Genomic DNA, 16,469 nt, shown 5'->3' on the forward strand with positions numbered 1-16,469 from the left:
ACGTTGCATCTTCGCGCTCATGAAGGTGCGCCCCATTCCTACACGGGCGCCGGAGATCTCTTCGCAGACTGGCCCGCTTTGTAAACGGCGCGATGCGCACTTCCTGCCATGCAACCCATCCTCGATATCCGGTCGGTTCAGCCTGATCTCTACACTTACAGCCTCGGCGCGGCGGCGGAGGGCGTGCTTCCGCGCGACGACTTCTTCGAAACCGCGGAGCGCTGCCTGCAGGACGCGGGCGAGGGCCTCTTCCTGTACTTCGACCGCGTCCAGATCTCCTTTGCCGGTTTCGCGCTCGGCAGCTATCCGGTGGCGCGCATGGTGGAGGATCCGATGGGGCTGTTCCGCGAACTCATGGCGCGCATCGAGAGCATCTACCGATCGCGCGCCTTGCCGCGCCGGCGGGCTCAAGCCTGGCGCGAGCGGCTCAACAGCGCGTAGAGCAGGATCGCGCCGAAGGTCGCCGTGCCGATGCCGCCGAGCGCGAACTGGCCGAACTTCAGCGTGAAATCGCCGGTGCCGATGATCAGCGTGATCGCGGCCACGATCAGGTTCTTGTTCTGCGAGAAGTCGACCTTGTTGTCGACCCAGATCTTCGCGCCCGCGATCGCGATCAGGCCGAAGACCACGATGCTCACGCCGCCCATCACCGGCAGCGGGATGGCCTGGATCAGCGCGCCGAACTTGGGGCTGAAGCCCAAGAGCAGCGCGATCAGCGCGGCGACCACGAACATCGCGGTCGAGTAGATCTTGGTGGCCGCCATCACGCCGATGTTTTCCGCATAGGTCGTGACGCCGGTGCCGCCGGCCGCGCCGCTCACCATGGTCGCGATGCCGTCGCCGATGAAGGCGCGGCCGAGATACGGATTGAGGTCGCGCCCCGTCATCGCGCTCACGGCCTTGATGTGGCCCAGGTTCTCGGCCACCAGGATCACAGCCACCGGCGCGATCAGCAGCATCGCGTTGACATCGAAGACCGGCGCCGCAAACTTCGGCAGGCCGAACCATGGCGCCGCGCCGAGCGCCGTCAAGTCGATCGGCTTGCCCAGCCCCAGGCCGTTGGTCAGCACCGCATAGATCACGCTCGCGGCGATCAGCCCCATGAGGATCAGCAGGCGCTGCACCATGCCGCGCGTGTAGACCGCGATCAGGCCCACGCAAAGAAAGGTCAACGCCTGGATCCAGGTGTCGAAACCGGTCGGCGCCATGTTCTTGATCGGCACGCTCGCCAGGTTGAGCCCGATCACCGCCACCACGGCGCCCGTGACCACCGGCGGCATCAGCCGCTCGATCCAATGCACCGCGACGTCCTGCTCGATCTCCTCGACCTCGACGCCGCGCATCGGCGCCGTCTTGTGGTGCCGTTCGTTGGTGAGCGCGACCAGGATGCCGATCAGCGTGTAGACCAGGCCGCAGGCGATGATGCCGCCCAGCGCCACGCCCAGATTGGCGTTCGGCCCCTGGCCGGCATAGCCCGTGGCCGCGATCACCACGCCGATGAAGGCGAAGCTCGAACCCAGGTAGCTCGGCACCCGGCCGCCGGTGACGACGAAGAAGATCAGCGTGCCGACGCCGCTCATCAGGATCGCGATGTTGGGATTGAAGCCCATGAGGATCGGCGCCAGCACCGTGGCGCCGAACATCGCGATCACATGCTGCACGCCCATCGCGACCGTCTGCGGCCAGGGCAGGCGCTCCTCGGGCGCCACCACGGCGGTGCTGCCGGCAGCGACCTCGCGCCAGCGGGGAAGGTAGGAATCGCTCATTGTTTTCTTCTCCTCGGTTGTTGTGATCTGCGTTCGAAACGGGCTCTGTTCCAGGAACACCTCGGAACGGCTTTGCCGGGCCGCAGGTGTTGCCCCCTGCAAGGGGGTTGGCGTAGCGACACGAAGTGCGCGCAGCCTCGGGGTTTACCTAAGTACAGCCATGGTGATGCGCGAAACGCAGGTCAGCTCGCCGGCGTCGTTGGTCATGTCGATCTGCCACACCTGCGTGCTGCGGCCGCGGTGCACCGGCCGTGCGGTGCCGGTGACCCAGCCCGACGTCGTGGCCTTGATGTGGTTGGCGTTGATGTCCAGCCCCACGCAGCGCTCGCCCTCGGGCGCCGAGTAGTGGGCGCCGCAGGAGCCCAGCGTCTCGGCCAGCACCACCGACACGCCGCCGTGCAGGATGCCGTAGGGCTGGCGCGTGCGCTTGTCCACCGGCACGCGGGCGCGAATGAAATCGTCGCCGACCTCGAGGAACTCCACGCCCAGCGTCGCGACGGCGGTGTCGATATGGCTGCGGGTCAGTTCCTCGATCGAGATCTCTTTTTTCCAGATGGGCATGCGGCATTCTCCAGTCGATGTGGCCAAAACTATAGCGACTGGTCTGGACACGACGGGCCCCTGGCCGACACGGCGGCCGAGCTTGTACGGCATAAGCTTTCAATATGACGCGCACTGGAAGATGGATCAGCGGGATCGCCGTCGCCGTGCTGTTGCTGTTCGGCGGCCTGGCCCTCCTGGCCTGGCGGCTGCTGCCGAGCGACGAGGCGCTCGCGGCCGAGATCAGCCAGCGCTTCGAGAAGGCCTCCGGTATCGGCCTGCGCATCGGCGCGGCGCACTGGTCGCTGCGACCGATCCCGGTGGTGGTGCTGAGCGATCTCGCGACCGCGCAGGAGCGCCCGATCACCGTGCGGCGCGTCGTCGTGCGGCCGCAGCTCGCCGCGTTGTGGAACCGCAAGATCGCGATCGACGCCGTCGAGGTCGAAGGCGCCGTGCTGCCGCGCACCTCGGTGCGCGCCTTTCGCGGGCGCTGGCAGTGGAGCGACGCGGCCACGGCGCTGGCCGGCGCATGGAGCCCGGCGGAAATTCCGCTCGACCACCTGCGGCTGCGCGATGTGACGTGGATCGACCGCCGCGGCATTGCGCTGGCCTACGACGCCGACCTGCGCTTCGGCCGCGGCTGGCGCCCGAGCGAGGCCGAAGTGTCTCGGCGCGGCGCATCGCCCGCCGCCAGGATGCGCGTCGAACGCGAGGGCGAACAGGACCGCTGGCGCGTGAAGATCGATGTGGGCGGCGGCACGTGGAACGGCGAGGCGGCGCTGCGGACGCTCGACCAGGGCCGGATGCGGCTCACGGCCCAGCTGGCGCCGAAGGGCGTGGACATCGCCGGGCTGGTCGGCGCCTTTGCGCGGCGCAACGCGGTCGAAGGCAGGATCGACGGCCGGACCGAGCTCGAGACCGAAGGCGACAACGTCGGTGAGATGGTGCGCCGGCTGCACACGCGCACCCGATTCACGGTCAGGCCCGCGACCTTGAAGGGCTTCGATCTCGCGAAGGCAGTCAGCACCGCGGGCGCGGACCGCAGCGGGCAGACCGTGTTCGACGAACTCACGGGCACCCTCGACACCCAATCCGGCGAGGACGGCATCACGCTTCGCTACACCGGCCTGCAGGCGCGCTCCGGCCTGCTCACCGCGAGCGGCAGCGCCACGGTGTTGAACCGGCGCCTGAACGGCGAGGCAGCGATCGACCTGGTCGACGGCGTGGTCGGCGTGCCCTTCAAGCTGGCCGGCACGCTCGACAACCCCGAGCTCTCGCTGACCGGCGGCGCGCTGGCCGGCGCCGCGGTGGGCACGGCCGTGCTGCCGGGCGTCGGCACCGCGATCGGCGCGCGCATCGGGCAGCAGGTGGAAAAGCTGTTCGGCGGCGAGGACGAAGAGAAGAAGAGGAAGCCGCCGCAGAAGGCGCGCTGAGGCTCAGGGCGCTGGTCGGAAGCCGGGCAGCGCATACATGCGCCGCTTGAGCGCTTCGATGAAGGCGGTCACGCGTGCGGGTCTATAAATCCCTGGCGGCAATGCGACGTGGATGCCGACCGGCTCCAGCCACCATTGCGGCAGCACCCGCTTGAGCCGGCCGGCCTGCAGGTCGTCCTGGCACATCCACGGCGCCGCAGCGCCTATGCCCGCGCCGTTGAGGATGGCGCGGTAGCTCGACAGCAGGCTGTCGGTGCGGATCGGGGTGTCCAGCGCCACGATGCGCGAGCGGCCGGCCTTGTCGAGCAGGCGCACGCTGCCCATCACGTAGGGCAGCAGTCCGACGCAGGGCAGCGAGGGCAGCCGCGCCAGCGTCACCGGCCCCAGGCGCTTGAGCAGCGCCGGCGTGGCGAGCAGCACGCGCTCCATTGAGCCAAGCTGGCGACTCACGAGCCCCGGGTCGCGCACCTCGCCGACGCAGACCCAGCACTCCGCGCCCGAAGCCGCGAGGTCGACCACGCGATCGGTCAGCGTGAGTTCGATGCGCAGGGCGGGATGCGCGGCGCGCAGATCGGTCACTGCATCGGTCAGGAAACCGGTGCCGTAGCCCGAAGGGCCGATCACGCGCAGCGTGCCCTCGGGTCGGCTCTGCGCGCCCGAGAGCCGGCTCGACAACCCGGACCAGCGATCGGTCAAGTCGTGCGCCTCGGCCAGCAGCGAGCGGCCTTCGTCGGTGAGCGAGAAGCTCGCGGTTGTGCGGATCGCGAGCTTGCAGCCCAGCAGGCGTTCGAGCTCCAGCAGGCGGCGACTCACCGTCGGTTGCGTGGTGCCGAGCAGGCGGGCCGCCTTGCTGAGCGAGCCGGTGTCGCCGATGCGCAGGAAAGTGTCGAGCAGGTCCAGCCTGTCGTGCGTGGTCTTCATGCGTAGCACGTATAGCACTTCATCGTTCCATACGTCTACCGCCACGGCCGGTCTCTCCGTATCTTCCGCAGCATGAGCATCCAGATCTCCACCGCACGCCTCGTGGGCGACACGCCGCAGGGCGGCACCGTCCTCGGCTTCTATGCGCCCAAGGGCGCGCCGCGCCCGCCCTGCATCGCGCGCGGCGAAGGCATCTTCCTGTGGGACGCCGACGGCAAGCGCTACTTGGACGCCACCGCCGGCGCGGTGGTCGCCAACATCGGCCACGGCAACCCGCGCGTGCTGGCCGCGATGACCGAGCAGGCGGCCAAGGTCAGCTTCGCCTATCCGCGCTTCTTCGAGAGCGAGCACAACATCGCGCTGGCCGACCGCGTCTGCGCGCTCGCCGGCGAGGGCTTCGACCGCGCCTTCTTCGTCTCCGGCGGGTCGGAAGCCAACGAGGCCGCGATCAAGCTCGCGCGGCAGTACGCGGTGATCAGGGGCCAGGCGAGCCGCGCCAAGGTGATTTCGCGCAATCCGAGCTATCACGGCTCCACGCTGGGCGCGCTCGCGGTCACCGGCGACGCCAACACGCTGAATCTATATGGGCCGATGGTCCGCACGATGCCGAAGGTCGCGGCGCCGCTGTCCTACCGCGTGCCGGAAGGACACACCGTCGAGTCGCACGCGATGACCTGCGCCGACGACCTCGAGCAGACCATCCTGCGCGAAGGTCCGCAGACCGTGCTGGCCTTCATCCTCGAACCGATCGGCGGGCTCTCGACCGGCGCGGTGGTGTCCTCGGCGGCCTACTTCGAGCGCGTGCGCCAGATCTGCGACCGCCACGGCGTGCTGGTCATCTACGACGAGATCATGAGCGGCGCCGGCCGCACCGGCGCCTTCCTCGCCGCGCACCACTGGCCCGCGGCGCGGCCCGATCTCGTGACCTTGGCCAAGGGCCTGGCCGCCGGCTACACGCCGCTGGGCTGCCTGCTCGCGCCCGACCGCATCGTCGATGCCGTGGCCGCCAGCGGCGGCTTCGTGCACGGCCACACCTACTTCACCAATCCGCTTTCCTGCGCGGTCGCGCATGCGGTGGTCGACGAAGTGGTCCGGCAGGACCTGGTCGTGCGGGCGCGCGACAGGGGCGAGTACCTGATGGCGCGGCTCAACGAACTCGCTGCGCGTTCGCCCATCGTCGGCGACGTGCGCGGCAAGGGTTTGCTGACCGCGATCGAGATCGTGGCCGACAAGCCGACGCGGCGCCAGCTGCCAGTGGCCTTCAACGCGCCCGCGCGGCTCACCGAGCACGGCTTGAAGCACGGCATCGCGCTCTACAACCGGCGCGCCAACCTGGGCGCCTTCGGCGATTTCCAGATGATCACGCCGCCGCTCACGATCACCGAGCCGGAGCTCGACGAGCTCGCCGACCTGCTCGAGAAGTCCCTGCGCGATCTCGCCGACGAGATCGCGCGCAAGGGCCTCGCTTGATTTCCCACCTCCTTGCCTGAAAGGCCCTCGATGAAGCTCCATGCCGTTCTCCTGAAGACAGCGCTCGCCTGCGCGACCTTCGCCTTCGCCGCTGCCGCGCCCGCGCAGATCGCCACCACCAAGGGACCGCTGAAGCTCATCGTCGGCTACCCGGCCGGCGGCTCGGCCGACGTGCAGGCGCGCACGCTGGCCGACAAGCTCGCGGCCGAGCTCGGCACCACGGTGGTGATCGACAACCGCACCGGCGCCGGTGGCCAGATCGCGGCCGACTACGTGCGCGCCGCGCCGCCCGACGGCCTCACGGTGCTGCTGGCCAACATGCACATGATGGTGATGCTGCCGCTGACCTCGAAGTCGGTGCGCTACGACCCGGTGAAGGACTTTCACGCCGTCGGTCGCATCGCAAGTTTCTACGAGGGCATCGCCGTGCCGACCGCGCTGCCGGTGCAGAACGTGCAGCAATGGCTGGAGCTCGCACGCACCGATACGTCGAAGGCGAGCTACGGCGTGCCCGCACCCGGCAGCGTCGCGCAGTTCATGGGTTTCCGCCTCGGCAGCGAGGCCAAGGCCAGCCTGGTGGCGGCGCCTTATCGCGGCGCGGCGCCGCTGGTGCAGGACCTGCTTGGCAATCAGATCGCGGCCGGCATCATGCCGATCGCGGACCTGGTCGCGCACCAGCAAAGCGGCAAGCTCAAGGTGCTCGCTGTCAACGGCGCCAGGCGCGCCTCGCTCCTGCCCGATGTGCCCACGCTCAAGGAACTGGGCCAGCCGCACTTCGACAACCTTGAATGGACCGGCCTCTTCGTGCCCGCCGGCACGCCGCGGCCCATCGTCGACCAGCTGCATGCGGCGCTGGGCAAGGCGCTTGCCAACAAGGAGGTGCAAGAGCGCCTGCAGAAGCTCAGCAGCGATCCGAGCCCGAGCACGCCGGAGGAGCTGACCAGGCTCATTGCCGACGATCTCAAGCGCTGGGGTCCGGTGGTCAAGGCCTCGGGCTTCAGCTCGGAATGACGCGCGCGCCGATCCCGCCGCACAAGTCCCTGCGCCTGCCCGGCGTCCATGGCTATGCCGACTGCAAGAGCGCGGCCGCCGGCGAGCTGGTGCGCTTCCACATCAGCAGCGACCGGGGCTACCGGCTCTCGGTCTGCCGGCTCGGCAGCGATGTGGAAGGGCGCAGCGACGACCTGGTGCTGCATGCCTTCGCGCCGTCGCCCGCGCGCGTGCAGCCGATCCACCCCGGCTCCTATGTCTTGGTCGAGAAGGGGCTGGATGCGATGCTGCCGCTCTCCGGCCTGACCCTGGAGTGCTGGGTCAAGCCCTGGAGCGTCGCAGCGCGCCAGACCTTGATCGCCCAGTACGACTTTCCCGCCCGCTGCGGCTGGGGCCTTTTCATCGAGGAAGGCGGAGCGCTCGGCTTCTACCTCGGCGACGGCCGGGTCTTCCGCGCCGAGGCACAGCAGGCGCACGGCCGGCTCGCTGCGCGGCGCTGGCAGCATGTGGCCGCCACGTGGAACGGCCGCGTCGCGGCGCTCTGGATCGATGGCCAGCAAGTCGGGCAATGGGATGCGGTGCAGGAAGTCCGGCCCGGTCCCGCACCGTTGCGAATAGGCGCGAGCGGTGTCGACGGTCTGGCCGACGTTTTTCTCGAAGCCGATCTGGTCATGCCGGCGATCCACGGTCGCGCGCTGGCAGCCGAAGAGATCGCCGAGCGCCACGCGCAGCGCGGACTCACGGTGGCGTCCGGCCGCTCGGTGCTGGCCTGCTGGCCGCTGCGCGAGGAGCGTGGCGCGCAGGTGGCCGATGCGAGCGGCCATCAGCGCACCGGCTGCATCGTCAACCACGGCACCTGGATGATCGTCGGCCCCGCCTTCGAGCCGGCCAAGGTGGGGCCCAGAGAAGACGCCGAGTCGCGCTACGACCCCTTTGCCGATCCGACGCGCGGGCACGGCCTGCGCTTCGCGAGCGACGATCTCTACGATTGCCGCTGGGAGGCGACGCACGAATTCCGCATTCCCGCGGACGCGAAGTCGGGCGTCTATGTGTGCCGCATCCGCTACGAGCTCGACGGCCGCGAGGCCGACTACGACATCACGTTCATCGTGCGCAAGCCCGCGCATGCGGCGCCGGCGCCGATCCTCGTGCTGTGCGCCGTCAACAGCTGGCTGGCCTATGCGAGCACGCCCTTTGCGAAGAACGTGGTCGACGATCCTGTGTGGCCGCGCCGCGCGGCCGGCCTCGAGAACTGCCATCCGGAAGCACCGGCCTACAGCAGCTACACCTACCACCGCGCCGGCCAGCCCTGCTACCAGGTCGGCCTGCGCATGCCCTGGCCCAACGCCAGCCCCAACGCGCTCTACGACCCCGAGGGCAGCGGCTTCAGCCAGTGGACGCGGCTCGAGCGGCGCCTGCACGCCTGGCTCGCGCGCGAGGGCTATGACTTCGACGTGATCGGCGACATCGACCTGCACCGCGATCCGGCGCTCCTCTCGCGCTACAAGACCGTGTTCGTCAACGGCCACAGCGAATACTGGTCGCTGCCCGCTGTCGACGGGCTCGACGACTACCTCTGCCGCGGCGGCAGCGCGATCGTGCTCTCGGGCAACACCATGTACCTGCGCGTGAGCTACGACGAGGACTTCACGGTCATGGAGCAGCGCAAGGTCAACGGCCCCGACCATGACGAAACGGTGCCGCCGGTGGGCCCGCCGGCCGGCCCCTTCGGCGAGCAGTACCACGGCCAGGACTGGGCGCGCGGCGGGCGGCTCAGGGCCTCGGGCCGGGCGGCGGCCGACATCATCGGGCTCGAAACCGCGGGCTGGGCCTTCGCCGACAGCGAGGACTTCGGCGTCTACCACGTGGCGCAGCCCGCGCATGCGCTCTTCAACGAGCCGCACCCGCTGGGCCTGGCCAGGGGCCAGACCTTCGGCCATGCGCCGGGCGGTGGGCTGCCGCGCGCGATCGGCCACGAATGGGACCTCACGATCGCCACGCTCGCGCGCATGACGAAGCGCATGCCACCGGGCGCTGCGCTGCCGGTGCCGCAGGAAGGCATCGAGGTCATCGCCCAAGGCATCCGGCGCGTGCCCGGCCGGCTCGACGCCTACCTCGACTGCTTCTCGAACCTGACCGAGTCGCTCGACGGCCTTTCGGCCGAGATGATTTACTGGGAGCGGCCTCAGGGCGGGCGCGTGTTCCACGCCGGTGCGGTCGGCGCAGCCTGGGTATTGGGCAGCGACCCGAATTTCGGCAAGCTGCTGAAGAACGTGCTGTGGCGCTTCGGCGTAGAGCCCGAGTAGAGCGCAGGCCCGAGGCTCAACCCGCGAGCAGGGCCCCGAAGCGCTCCACGTCGACGTTGCCGCCGCTCAGCAGCACGCCGATGCGCTTGCCGCGCAGCTGCGCCTTCATCTCGCGCGCGGCCGCAAAGCCCAGGCAGCCGGTGGGCTCCACCACCAGCTTCATGCGCGAGGCGAAGAAGCGCATGGCCTCGACCAGCTGCGCGTCGCTCGCCGTGAATACAGCGTCGACCTCGCGCCGGATGATGGGGAAGGTGTGCTGGCCCAGGTGCTGCGTCTGCGCGCCGTCCGCGATGGTCTTCGGCGTGTCGATGTGGACGATCTCGCCGCTGCGAAAAGACTGCTGCCCGTCGTTGCCCGCTTCCGGCTCCACGCCGTAGATCTTGCATTGCGGCGAAAGCGCGCGCGCGGCGAGCGCCGAGCCCGAGAGCAGGCCGCCGCCGCCCATGGGGGCGAAGAAGGCATCGAGCGGCCCCACCTCCTCGTACAGTTCCTTCGCCGCCGTGCCCTGGCCCGCGATCACGTCGGGATGGTCGTAGGGCGGGATCAGCGTCAGGCCGTGCTTCTCGGCCAAGTCGCGGCCGATCTGCTCGCGGTCGTCCCGGTAGCGGTCGTAGATGACGACCTGGCCGCCGTAGCCCTTGGTGGCGGCCACCTTGGCCGCCGGTGCGTCGTGCGGCATCACGATGGTCGCGGGCATGCCGAGGATGCGCGCGGCGAGCGCGATGGCCTGCGCATGATTGCCCGAGGAGAAGGCCACCACGCCGGCCCGGCGCTGGCGCTCGTCGAACTTCGCGAGCGCATTGAAGGCGCCGCGGAACTTGAAGGCGCCCATGCGCTGCAGGTTCTCGCACTTGAAGAAGATCTCGGCACCGAATTCCTCGTCGGCTGTGCGCGAGCGCAGCACCGGCGTGCGATGGGCGTGGCCTTCGATGCGCGCGGCAGCGGCGGCGACGTCTTCGAAGGTGGGCAGCTTCAGGGTTTCAGACATGGCGTTCCTCGATGTGGACAGATTATCTATACCTGGACAAATTATCAAAGCTCGGCGAACCAACGGTCTGCCCACTGGTTGAGCGGCTTCAGGCGCTTCACCAGCTCGACGCCCGATTCGGTCAGCGCATAGCCGAGCTCGGCCAGCTCGACGATGTTCAGCGCGCGCAGTTCCTTGAGGCGGTCGTTCAGGACCGAGGGCGACATCTCGCCCGCATTCGTCTGCAGCAACCGGAAGCTCTGCGGCGCGCCGTCGCGCAACTCCCAGAGGATGCGCAATGTGCCCTTGCGGCCGAGCTGCTCGAGCAGCGCCATGATCGGGCGCCGGGCCGCGACGGGGAGGGCATCGGAGGACTTGGCGTTCATGCTGAAGGTGATTGCGCTACGAAATCCGTAGCGATAGACTGCACTCTGTCGCTACGAATTCCGTAGCGAAGTGCAGTCATTCTAGCCAGAGGAATCGCCAATGACGACCCTGTCCGAACCACGCATCGCACCGCTTGCGCCGCCCCATCCGGAAGCGCTCGGTGCGCTGCTGAAAAAGATGACGCCGCCCGATGCGCCGGAAATCCTGGCGCTCTTCCGGGTGCTGGCGATCAACCCGATGCTTGCCGAACGATCGATGCCATGGGGCGGCTACCTGCTGGGCCGCAAGGCAAGCCTTGCGCTGCGCGATCGGGAGATCGTCATCCTGCGCGTGTGCGCGCGCTGCGGCGCGGAGTACGAGTGGGGCGTGCATTGGGCGGCGTTCGCCCAGGCTGCGGGGCTGGGCGAACGCGAGCGTGAGGCCATCGTCTCGGCCGTCGCCGACCTCGAAGTGCTTGCACCGCGCGACCGGCTGCTGTTGCAGATGGTGGATGCGCTGCACGACAAGGCCGATGTCGACGACGCGCTGTGGCAGTCGTTGTCGGCGCAATGGACGCCGCCGCAGCTCATCGAACTGCTGATGCTCGCCGGCTGGTACCACGCGATCAGCTATGTCTGCAACGCGGCGCGCGTGCCGCTGGAGACGTGGGCGGCGCGCTGGTGAGCGGGAGGAACCCGGAGTGAGCGCTCCCGCGGCATTTTTTCCGGCGCCGCCCTGTTCGCTGGCCCCCGGTCTGCCGATATACCGGCATGACCCCCACGAAGACGCCGGCCGCAGGCGAGCCGAACTACAGGATCCAGTCGCGCGAAGGCTGCCGGATCGTGTACGGCCACATGCCGCTGCGCGACTGGCTGCTGCTCTTGAGAGAGGCGAGCGACATCGATGTGCTGCATGCCGACGTGGCGCGCATGCTGGGTGCCACCGCCGTCCTCGGACCGCCGCAAGGGCTGGCGCGCATCCGCGAGCAGGAAGCGCCCGCTGCCATGGGACGCGTGCGCGCACAGCTGGGCCGAGCCGCGCGCCGGCTCAAGCCGGATGCGGTGCGTTGGCTGGCGGCGGGCGAACAGGGGCTGTCGAGCCTGGCGCTCTTCACGCTCTTGACCGGCGTTCGCCCGCCGCACTACGGGGGTACCGCGCTCGACCTGCCGCGCAGCGCGAGCGAATTCCGCCGCTGCCGCCTGCTGCTGGAGCAGACGCCCTCGCTGCGGCGGCCGCTCCTGCTGCTGGCGGGGCGTGTCAGCGAGCCCGCGGTCGTGCCCTGGGCCGCGCTGGCCGAGGCTTGGAACGATCTCTGCACCCAGATGGACCACGAGCTCCCGCACTGGCGCGACCAGGCCGGCCGCGCGCCGGGCGTCAATGCGATGCTGGCCTGCTTTCTCGAAGTGGAGACCGACCTGGCCGTGCTTCAGTCGAGCCGGATGACCACCGCATCGCTGGCGCTGCCGGAGAGCTTCTCGAGCCCGGCCACGCGCCGCCCCGGCAGCGCGCGCTGGTCGATGTAGCCTTGCTGCCGGCAGTCATGGCGGCTGCGATGAGGTGGACCCGGTGAGCCGTTCGAAGCACTTGTTTCTTGCCGCACTTGCGCTTTCGATGAAGCTGGCGGCGCACGCCGGAGCGTGGGGCGACGGCGCCTTCGACAACGACGCCGCACAGGAATGGCTGGCCGAATGTGCGCGCTCGACCCATCCAGGCCTCGCGTCCGAGGCCCTGGACATGGCGCTCTTCGCAAGCTACGTCGATGCGGACGACGGCGCTGCGGCAGTCGCCGTCGCCGAGCTGGTTGCCGCTGCCATCGCAACGGATACCGCGGCATCGAAGGCACGGGCGGTGCCCTGCCTGGCCGGCAAGCGACCCGAAGAGCTGCAGGCGCTTGCATCGCGCGCCAGGCAGGCCCTGGCCCGTGTCGCGGACCGCAACGTCTCCGAGCTCGCCCAGCAATGGGAGGAAGAAAAGCCGAACCAGTGGGCGTCCAATCTGGCCCGGCTCGCGGCGCGCCTGCAACGCTAGAGGACGCTCGTGCTAACGCACGGTTACCAGCGAGACAACGACTTCAGACGCTGTCCGACAGATAAATGCCCAAGCTCGGATTTGATTCCATGCGTATGGCTTGTCGCCGTTCTGTTGAAAGGAAAAGATGTCCGAGGCTCTCGATCCAAAGCGCACCGGAACTGCGGAAGCGTCGATCAATGCGCAGTTGACCGCGATGAATGCCGTGGCGAATGCGAGAGAGGCGGTGCAGGCCGACATCGTCCAGTCGTTCGGAAGCTTTCTCCGGGGCGGCGGTCCGGCCCCCACGGAGGAACAGCTCAGGCAGTTCGCCCAACTGGCGGTGGACGAGCAGCGACGGCGCCGCCGCCTCGCCGACCGCCTGGTGGCGCTGCCCGCCGGCAACGAGCCGAAGAAGGCCGCCAGCGTGGGGAGGCCGTTGCGCGGCTTTGCTTTGCTGGCCATGTGGACGGTGGTGATCCCGGTCATGGTCGTCACGGCCTTCGGGCCGCGCGACGCGGGTGTCGCCTCGGCGGACCGGAAGCCAGTGCAGGCATCGCCCCTCGGGCCGACGGCCGCAGTGGCGCTGGCGCTGGCGCCGGAACCCGAAGCACCTGCCCTGGTCCGCGAGGATGCCGATGCCACGCCAACGCCCGCGCCCGCAGCCCCGCGCAGATCGGCACGGCCGCCGGGCCGCACCGCGGCGCCTGCGAGCTTCGCGCGCGCCGGCGCGTGGGGGCCGCTGGCCCAATGCGCCGGCCTGAACTTCATCTTTCGCGCCGTCTGCACGAACAACAGGTGCGCGCAACCATCCGCCCGCCGCAGCACGCAGTGCGCGGAGCCGCTGCGGCAGCGCCGGCTCGACGAAGCGCGGCGCAACCCGCTGTTGCTCGGCTGAGCCGCCTCAGTCCAGGCGCACCACTTCCGGATCGCCTGCGCTGCCATGCAGCCGCTCGACCTCGGCCGCGCGCCGCGTCAGCACCGCACGCTGGTTGATGTAGCCCTTGTCGGTGATTTCGCCGGCATCGATGTCGGGCGGGCTGGCGAGCACCAGCGCGCGCACCGGGCATTGCGAGGAGCCCGCGCCCGCATCGCGCAGCGCCGCCATCGTGCGGCGCAGCGCGGCGGTCAGCTCCTCGCGCGGCAGCGCGGCGCCCTGCGGGCTGGCGAACACCAGCATGCCGACCGCGTCGCGGTCGTGCCCGGTGATCACGATGTCCTGCACCAATGGCGCGAGGCGCGAGACCAGATCGACGCGCAGCGTGCCGACCGAAACCCAAGTCCCGCTGGTGAGCTTGAAGTCCTCGGCCACGCGGCCGTTGAACATCACGCCGCGTTCGGGCCGCGCCGCATCGACGAGGTAGCCCGCGTCGCCGATGCGGTAGTAGCCCTCCTCGTCGAAGGCCTGTGCGGTTTCGCGCGGCGCATCGCGGTAACCGGGAAACACCGAGACGCCCTTGACCCGCATCTCCAGCTTGTCGCCGTTGGGAACGAACTTCAGCTCCAGCCCCGGCAGCGGCGCGCCGATGCAGCCGGCGCCGTCGAGCTTCCAGTGCGCCGAGGTGATGGCGGGTGAGGTCTCGGTCGCGCCCCACGAGGTGGTGAGCCACAGCGGCTGCGTCGGCCGGGCGCGCCGCGCCACCGCTTCGAGCCGCTGCCAGGTCGAGGGCGCGAGCGCCGCCGCCGCGTAGAAGCACAGGCGCAGGCGCGAGAAGGCCTCGGCCGCGAGCGCGTCGTCCGCCTCGAGGAAGGGCAGCAGCATGTCGTAGCCGCGCGGCACGTTGAAAAGCAGCGTCGGCCGCACCTCGCGCAGATTGCGCACCGTCTTCTCGATCAGCCCCGGCGCCGGCCGGCCCTCGTCGATGTAGAGCGCGCCGCCGTGGCAGAGCACCATGTTGAAGTTGTGGTTGGCGCCGAAGGTGTGGCTCCAGGGCAGCCAGTCGACCAGCACCGGCGGCTCCTGGTCGAGGAAGCGCCAGGTCTGCGCCATCATTTGCTGGTTGGCGCACAGCATGCGGTGCGAGTTGATCACCACCTTCGGCTTGCCGGTGGAGCCCGAGGTCAGCAGGTACTTGGCGTGGGTGTCGGGCAGGATCGCCTCGAAGGCCTGCATGACGGCCGGCGTTTCCTCGGTTGCCAGCAGCTGCGCGAAGCCGAGTGCGCCCGGGTGGGCGTCGGCGTTGCGGCTGAACACCGCCGGCGCGTCGAGGCCGCAGCCCGCCAGCGCGCTGCCGTAGACCTTGGCATCCGAGGCATAGACCAGCGCCGGCCCGAGCGCGCGCAGCATGCCGTGCAGCCGCGTCGGGTCTTTCGCCATGCGCGAATAGGCGCTCGAGAGCGAGCAGGCGGTGCGGCCGATGTGCATGGCGGCGAGCATCAGCACCGCATGGTCGATCGCGTTGTCGGAGAGGATCACCACCGGCTTGTCTGCCGGCACGCCCAGGTCGAGCAGGCCTTGCGCCACGGCGCCGACGGCGCGACGCAGCGCGCGGTAGTCGAGCCGGCGCCAGCCCTCGCCGGTCTCGTCGCGCTCGGCCAGCGCCAGGGCGTCGGGCGTCTCGCGCGCCCAGCGCTCCAGCCACTCGCCGATGCAGCGCGCATAAGGCCGGAGCGCAACCGGCGAGCGCAGCGCGAAGGAGCCGTCGTCGAAGTCGATGCGCAGGGTGCGCGGCGGGGCGAGCTGGCGCTCGTCGTCGAAGAAGGTCTTGGTCATGCTGTTGCCTCCATGGCGAGTAGGCGGCCGCCGCCGGGGCGCCTTCATGTTTCGAGTGTGCCGGATGCCGCTTTCGCGCGAATCAGGTTCAACAGCAAGGTGTCGCGCGCTGCTTCGAGCTCGCTGGTCTGGCGTTCGCCGAGTTCCGCCGCCACGCCCTCCGTCACCTGTTGCTTGAGCTCTGCCGTCATGCTCGGCGCACCCAGATCCTTCCACCAGTCCTCGATCGGCCCGCCCAGGTGCGCGAGCACATGCGCGATGCCGCCGGCGCCGCCGGAGAGATGCAGGTTCATGAACGGGCCCATCACGGCCCAGCGCAGGCCTGGGCCGTGCGCGATGGCCGCATCGATGTCGGCCACCGAGGCCACGCCCTGGTCCACCAGGTGGAAGGCCTCGCGCCACAGCGCGGCCTGCAGACGGTTCGCGATATGGCCCTTGACCTCGCGCTTCACGTGAATCGGCCGCTTGCCGATCGCGGCATAGAAGGCCATCGTGCGTTGGATGGTCGCGGGCGACGTGGCTGTGCCGCCGATCACCTCGACCAGCGGAATCAGGTGCGGCGGGTTGAAGGGATGGCCCAGCACTACGCGTTCGGGATGCGCGCAGCCGGACTGCACGCCGCTGATCGCCAACCCCGAGGAGCTCGATGCGAGGATCGCCTGCGGCTTGGCGGCCGCGTCCATGCGGCGGAACAGATCGATCTTGAAGTCCAGGCGCTCGGGGCCGTTCTCCTGCACGAAGTCCGCGTCGCGCACCGTGGCTTCCAGCGTCGCATGGAAGCGCAGCCGCTCCACCGATGCGCCTTCGGCCAGGCCGAAGCGCTGCAGCGTCGGCCAGTGCTGCGCCACCGCTTCACGCAGCCGCGCTTCGGCGTCCGGCGAAGGATCGGTGGCATGGACGTCGAGCCCATGGGCGAGGAAGTAGGCCGCCCAGCTGGCGCCGATCACGCCGGTGCCGACGACCGCGACGCGGGTGATGGCCGTGTCCATG

Annotated in this window: 16 protein-coding genes; 9 read left to right on the top strand and 7 right to left on the bottom strand. The window is 69.6% G+C overall.

Features of this window, described 5'->3' with window-relative positions; translation table 11 throughout:
- The first annotated feature begins 108 nt into the window (after positions 1-108).
- Positions 109-441, top strand: coding sequence for a hypothetical protein (locus EJI01_RS25015; protein ID WP_126839825.1), 333 nt, complete (start codon positions 109-111; stop codon positions 439-441).
- Here the strand turns inward: EJI01_RS25015 and EJI01_RS25020 are convergent.
- Entirely contained in the window at positions 408-1,766 is a 1,359-nt protein-coding gene (locus tag EJI01_RS25020; protein WP_126839826.1) for a solute carrier family 23 protein, read from the bottom strand. The two genes, EJI01_RS25015 and EJI01_RS25020, sit on opposite strands and share 34 nt — an antisense overlap.
- A 144-nt stretch (positions 1,767-1,910) precedes the next feature.
- The gene (locus tag EJI01_RS25025; RefSeq protein WP_126839827.1) at positions 1,911-2,327 is read right to left on the bottom strand and encodes a hotdog fold thioesterase; all 417 of its coding nucleotides are present in this window, start codon (positions 2,325-2,327) and stop codon (positions 1,911-1,913) included.
- A gap of 104 nt (positions 2,328-2,431) precedes the next feature.
- Here EJI01_RS25025 and EJI01_RS25030 point away from each other — a divergent pair, with 104 nt between their 5' ends.
- Positions 2,432-3,739 carry an AsmA-like C-terminal region-containing protein gene (locus EJI01_RS25030; protein ID WP_126839828.1) on the top strand — a complete coding sequence of 436 codons (1,308 nt, stop codon included), beginning with the start codon at positions 2,432-2,434 and terminating at the stop codon, positions 3,737-3,739.
- 3 nt (positions 3,740-3,742) lie between these two features.
- Here the strand turns inward: EJI01_RS25030 and EJI01_RS25035 are convergent, their stop codons facing one another.
- Positions 3,743-4,660, bottom strand: coding sequence for a LysR family transcriptional regulator (locus EJI01_RS25035; RefSeq protein WP_126839829.1), 918 nt, complete (start codon positions 4,658-4,660; stop codon positions 3,743-3,745).
- A 72-nt stretch (positions 4,661-4,732) separates the two neighbouring features.
- Between EJI01_RS25035 and EJI01_RS25040 the strand changes: the two genes are divergently transcribed.
- Genes EJI01_RS25040 through EJI01_RS25050 form a run of 3 tightly spaced genes read left to right on the top strand, consistent with a single transcriptional unit; the run spans position 4,733 to position 9,426 of the window.
- Positions 4,733-6,130, top strand: coding sequence for an aspartate aminotransferase family protein (locus EJI01_RS25040; RefSeq protein WP_126839830.1), 1,398 nt, complete (start codon positions 4,733-4,735; stop codon positions 6,128-6,130).
- Positions 6,131-6,160: 30 nt separating this feature from the next.
- Positions 6,161-7,141: a Bug family tripartite tricarboxylate transporter substrate binding protein gene (locus EJI01_RS25045; RefSeq protein WP_126839831.1), complete on the top strand. Its 981-nt coding sequence runs from the start codon at positions 6,161-6,163 to the stop codon at positions 7,139-7,141.
- Positions 7,138-9,426 (top strand): LamG domain-containing protein, encoded by a 2,289-nt coding sequence (locus EJI01_RS25050; RefSeq protein ID WP_126839832.1) that lies wholly within the window; start codon positions 7,138-7,140, stop codon positions 9,424-9,426. The genes EJI01_RS25045 and EJI01_RS25050 overlap by 4 nt, the downstream gene beginning before the upstream one ends.
- A 16-nt stretch (positions 9,427-9,442) precedes the next feature.
- Here EJI01_RS25050 and EJI01_RS25055 read toward each other — a convergent pair whose 3' ends face one another.
- Positions 9,443-10,414, bottom strand: a complete 972-nt coding sequence (locus tag EJI01_RS25055) for a threo-3-hydroxy-L-aspartate ammonia-lyase (protein WP_126839833.1) — start codon at positions 10,412-10,414, stop codon at positions 9,443-9,445.
- A 44-nt stretch (positions 10,415-10,458) separates the two neighbouring features.
- Positions 10,459-10,779 carry a winged helix-turn-helix transcriptional regulator gene (locus tag EJI01_RS25060; RefSeq protein WP_126839834.1) on the bottom strand — a complete coding sequence of 107 codons (321 nt, stop codon included), beginning with the start codon at positions 10,777-10,779 and terminating at the stop codon, positions 10,459-10,461.
- Positions 10,780-10,879: 100 nt separating this feature from the next.
- Between EJI01_RS25060 and EJI01_RS25065 the strand changes: the two genes are divergently transcribed.
- The 4 genes from EJI01_RS25065 (at position 10,880) to EJI01_RS25080 (ending at position 13,664) form a co-directional block, all read left to right on the top strand.
- Positions 10,880-11,443 carry a carboxymuconolactone decarboxylase family protein gene (locus EJI01_RS25065; RefSeq protein WP_126839835.1) on the top strand — a complete coding sequence of 188 codons (564 nt, stop codon included), beginning with the start codon at positions 10,880-10,882 and terminating at the stop codon, positions 11,441-11,443.
- Positions 11,444-11,529: 86 nt separating this feature from the next.
- Entirely contained in the window at positions 11,530-12,282 is a 753-nt protein-coding gene (locus tag EJI01_RS25070) for a hypothetical protein (RefSeq protein ID WP_126839836.1), read from the top strand.
- A gap of 43 nt (positions 12,283-12,325) precedes the next feature.
- Positions 12,326-12,787 carry a DUF4259 domain-containing protein gene (locus EJI01_RS25075; protein WP_126839837.1) on the top strand — a complete coding sequence of 154 codons (462 nt, stop codon included), beginning with the start codon at positions 12,326-12,328 and terminating at the stop codon, positions 12,785-12,787.
- 127 nt (positions 12,788-12,914) lie between these two features.
- Entirely contained in the window at positions 12,915-13,664 is a 750-nt protein-coding gene (locus EJI01_RS25080; RefSeq protein ID WP_126839838.1) for a hypothetical protein, read from the top strand.
- 6 nt (positions 13,665-13,670) lie between these two features.
- Here the strand turns inward: EJI01_RS25080 and EJI01_RS25085 are convergent, their stop codons facing one another.
- Positions 13,671-15,479, bottom strand: a complete 1,809-nt coding sequence (locus tag EJI01_RS25085) for a feruloyl-CoA synthase (RefSeq protein WP_126839839.1) — start codon at positions 15,477-15,479, stop codon at positions 13,671-13,673.
- 44 nt (positions 15,480-15,523) lie between these two features.
- Entirely contained in the window at positions 15,524-16,468 is a 945-nt protein-coding gene (locus EJI01_RS25090; protein WP_260602671.1) for a 3-hydroxyacyl-CoA dehydrogenase NAD-binding domain-containing protein, read from the bottom strand.
- Between the last annotated feature and the right edge of the window lies 1 nt (position 16,469).

It is taken from the genome of Variovorax sp. MHTC-1 (assembly GCF_003984645.1).
Taxonomy (GTDB): Bacteria; Pseudomonadota; Gammaproteobacteria; order Burkholderiales; family Burkholderiaceae_C; genus Variovorax.